The sequence below is a fragment of the Streptomyces durbertensis genome, from assembly GCF_014156695.1.
Lineage (GTDB): Bacteria > Actinomycetota > Actinomycetes > Streptomycetales > Streptomycetaceae > Streptomyces > Streptomyces durbertensis.
Window position 1 is genome coordinate 1 of sequence record NZ_WMLF01000497.1, and the last position, 3695, is coordinate 3695.

Here is a 3695-nt window from a genome sequence, read left to right on the forward strand (position 1 = left end):
GACCTGAAGCCCCGCCCGCGCCCGTCCGTGACCACAGGGCGGCCGTCCCGCCGGCCGCCTCCCCGCTCACTGCTAGGATCACTCGCGCTCACACGGAGTTCCGACACAGAGGGCCCCACACCTCCCCGCTGCGTCCTCCGCGTGCCGCGAAAACCGCTGGCACTGCTCAGCACTTCGCTCCACCCTTCTTCAGCACCACCTCCGCTCCACCGCCCGCCGCGCGCTGCCGACCCTCGCGCGGCTCCACGCCTCACGGGGAGGACCACACGTGGCTCGCCACCCCCTCATACGCAACAGGACCTTCCGCGGTGTCACCGCGGTGACGGCCGCGCTGGCCGTCGGTCTGCCGCTGCTCTCCGCCACCGGAGCCACCACCGCGAACGGCGCCACCGCCGCCCAGCCGGTGGCCGCCGACGAGACGGTCGTCGATGCCTCGGCCCGCTTCCGGCCGCGCACGGTGAACCCGCTCATCGCGGGCCGGACCGGCTACCTGCACCTGACCGAAGAGGTCGACCACCAGCAGTGGACCGACTACGCCACCGGTCAGACCCGCCGCCCGCCGCGAGGCCTCTCGACGGCCCACCCCGTGCACCCCGGCTTGTCGCACCGCGTCGACAAGGGGGCCGAGGGGGAGCCGGACCGGGTCGTGATCACCGATGTCGACACCGGGCAGGAGACGGCCGTCCCGATGCCGGAGGACCAGCACTTCCTCGGCGCCGTGGTCGCCGACGGGGCGCTGACCGCCGAACGTGCCGAGGACGGGTCCGTCACCGCGCTGAACCTGGTCCGCCTCGTCGACGGCGAGACCGTCACGCGCCCGCTCACCGGCCTGCCGGAGGGGTGGCGGCTGATGCGCGCGGTCGCCCAGGACGCCGACGGCGCCGTGGTCCGGTTCCGCCCGGCCGGCGACTCCGGCACCGACGCGTACTTCCACGTCGACTACGGCACGGCGGAAGTCCAGCGGCTGTTCGCCGAGTTGGGCGGCGCCCTGCCGTCGAACGTCGTCCTGTCGGCCGGTCACGTCGTCGGCTACAGCGCCCAGTGGGAGAACGCCGTGGTCGTCCCCCGCACGGCCCCCGCCGCGTCGGTGCGGCTCGTTCCGCTTCCCGCCCCCGTGGGCGGCGACCGCCGCAGCGTCCAGGTCGCCCCGGTCGGCGACTGGCTGCTGGCCGTGCACAGCGAACAGAACCTGGACGCAAGCCTCGGCCAGCCGCTGTGGGCCGTGCCGGTGGACGGCGGCGCCCCGCGACGGCTGCTCACCCACGCGGCGCGGCGCCTCGCCCAGGCGCCGGACGGCTCGGTGGTCGTGATCGGCGGCAGCCGCGCCGACAACTGGGCCGTACGCCGGGTCTCCGCCGGCGCGGACGCGCCGACCCTGCGGACGATCCACGGCGTGGAACCGGTGCGGGGGCCCGTCGACGGGCTCGCGCTGGCCGCCGGCCGCCTCACCGTCGCGACGTTCAAGCCCGGCACCGGCGCCCGTGTCCTCTACGACTACCAGCTCGCCCCCGACGGCCGCCCGCTGAGCGGGCCGGTGCCGGGCTGGCCGCTGCGCTCCGACTACAACGCCTGCCAGACGGGAGAGGCGTGCGTGGAACTGCACGCCATGGGCAACGGCCGGACGGCGTTCACCTCCGGTAGCGCCGTGCGGGTGCCCAGCGCGCCGGACACCCACGCCAACATCAGGGCGGGCGCCGGAGAGCAGCGCCTCGTCGACACGGCCGGCCGCTACACGCTCAGCAACGGCACCGACCCCGCGCGCCAGTACGTCGGCGACATCGAGCAGGCCGGTGACTCCCACGTCATCCACACCCGGTCGGTCACCGCCGGCGCCCTGTGGGGCAACAAGCTGTGGAAGCCCGTGTCCGGCGCCGGCAACGTCAACTCCTACGACCTCAAGACGAAGAAGACCTCCGCCACGGTCAACGTCGGCTCCGGCTGCGCCCCCAAGGAGCTCCAGGCCGTCGGCCGCTGGCTCTACTGGAACTGCGGCCCGACCGGCAAGGCGGGCGTGTGGGACCACAAGGCCGGACGCGGCATCAGCGTGCCGTCCGGTGAGGCGCTGCTGGGCGACGGTTTCCTCGTCCGCCACGACCGCGCCGCCGGCAAGCTCCTGCTGACCGACTTCCACAAGGGCGCCGGAACCGCCGCCCGTACCACCGCGATCGCGGACCTGCCCGCGAACCGCCTGAAGTCGCAGCGCCGCGTGGGCTGGACGGTCGACCGGTTCGGCGGGAACGTCGCCTACGTCGACCCCGCGCAGCGCGTCCGGATCAAGCAGGTCACCGTTCCTCGCTCCCCGATCGCCGTACTGGAGTCCCGGACCCCGGAGAAGAACCTCCGGTACGGTGCCACGCGCCGCTGGGAGAGCACCCTCCAGCTCTCGCGCCCCGCCACCGCCTGGCGCCTCACCCTCCGGGACGGCTTCGGCCGTGTCGTGCGGACGGTGAACGGCACCAAGGCCGACGGCGCGTCCATCACCCCGTCGTGGAACGGCCGCGACGCCGCGGGCAAGCCCGCCGTGAGCGGCCCCTACAACTGGGCCGTCAGCGCCCGTGGCGCGGGAGACACCGCCTTCCGCGACGTGAAGAAGGGCAGCCTGTGGCTGACCGGAGGCACCGGCGCGCACCGCGACACCAACCGGGACGGCAACGGCGAGCTGTACACGGTCAACAAGGCCGGCACCCTCACCGCCCACACCTTCCGCGGCGGCGTCCACCACAAGACGTCCGCCAAGGGCTGGCACACCGGCTACACCTACGTCCCGTTCGGCGACCTGACCGGCAACGGCTGCGACGACCTGCTGGTCCGCAACACCAAGGGCACCCTGTACCGGTACAACGGCCCCTGCAACGGCGTCCCGAAGCCCACCGCCACCCGCGTCTCGCTCGGTACCGGCTGGAACGCCTACGACATGCTCACCTACCCCGGTGACCTCACCGGGGACGGCCGACCCGACCTGATCGCGCGGCAGAAGTCCACCGGCGACGTCTACCGTTTCAACGGCACGTCGACCGGCAAGCTCGCCAAGGGCGTCAAGATCGCCTCGAACTGGAAGTTCGCCCAGATCATCGGTGCCGGCGACCTCAACGGCGACGGCCACGGCGACCTGCTGGCCCGCACCAGGAGCGGCACCCTGTACCGCTACGACGGCCTGGGCAACGGGAAGCTGAAGAGCCGCGTCACCCTCTGGACCAACTGGGGCGGCACGTACAACACGATCGTCGTCGCCGGCGACATGAGCGGCGACGGCATCCCCGACCTGGTCGCCCGCGACACCAAGGGCCGCGTCTTCGTCAACCGGGGCAAGCCCGACGGTTCGTTCACCGGCCGCACCCAGGTGGCCGACGGCTTCGGCGGCTACCCCGGCCTCGCCTGACACCGAGGCCCGCCCCGCACGCCACGTGTCCCGTCTCGTCCCGCCCGTCTCGTCCCGTCCGGCCCGGTCCGGTCCGGCACGGTCCGCCGGACGGGACGGGGCGGGACACCGGCGGCCCACACCGAATGCCTTCGAGCCAACCGGCCCCCGCCGGTTATGCTTCTCGCGGGCCGTTAGCTCAATTGGCAGAGCAGTGGACTTTTAATCCATTGGTTGTGGGTTCGAGTCCCACACGGCCTACCGACCGCGGGGAACGGGGAACCGCCTCCCACCTGCGCTTGAGCGCCCTGCCCGGCCTGCCCGGGCGGGGCGCTTC

Annotated in this window: 1 protein-coding gene and 1 tRNA gene; both read left to right on the forward strand. The window is 73.3% G+C overall.

All coding sequences use genetic code 11. The annotated features are described in order from the left end of the window. Positions 1-268 precede the first annotated feature (268 nt). A complete protein-coding gene (locus tag GL263_RS29120; RefSeq protein ID WP_182857712.1) occupies positions 269-3379 on the forward strand; it encodes an FG-GAP-like repeat-containing protein in 3111 nt (1036 codons plus the stop codon). 167 nt (positions 3380-3546) lie between these two features. After that, positions 3547-3619: transfer RNA gene (locus tag GL263_RS23295), tRNA-Lys, on the forward strand. Positions 3620-3695 lie beyond the last annotated feature (76 nt).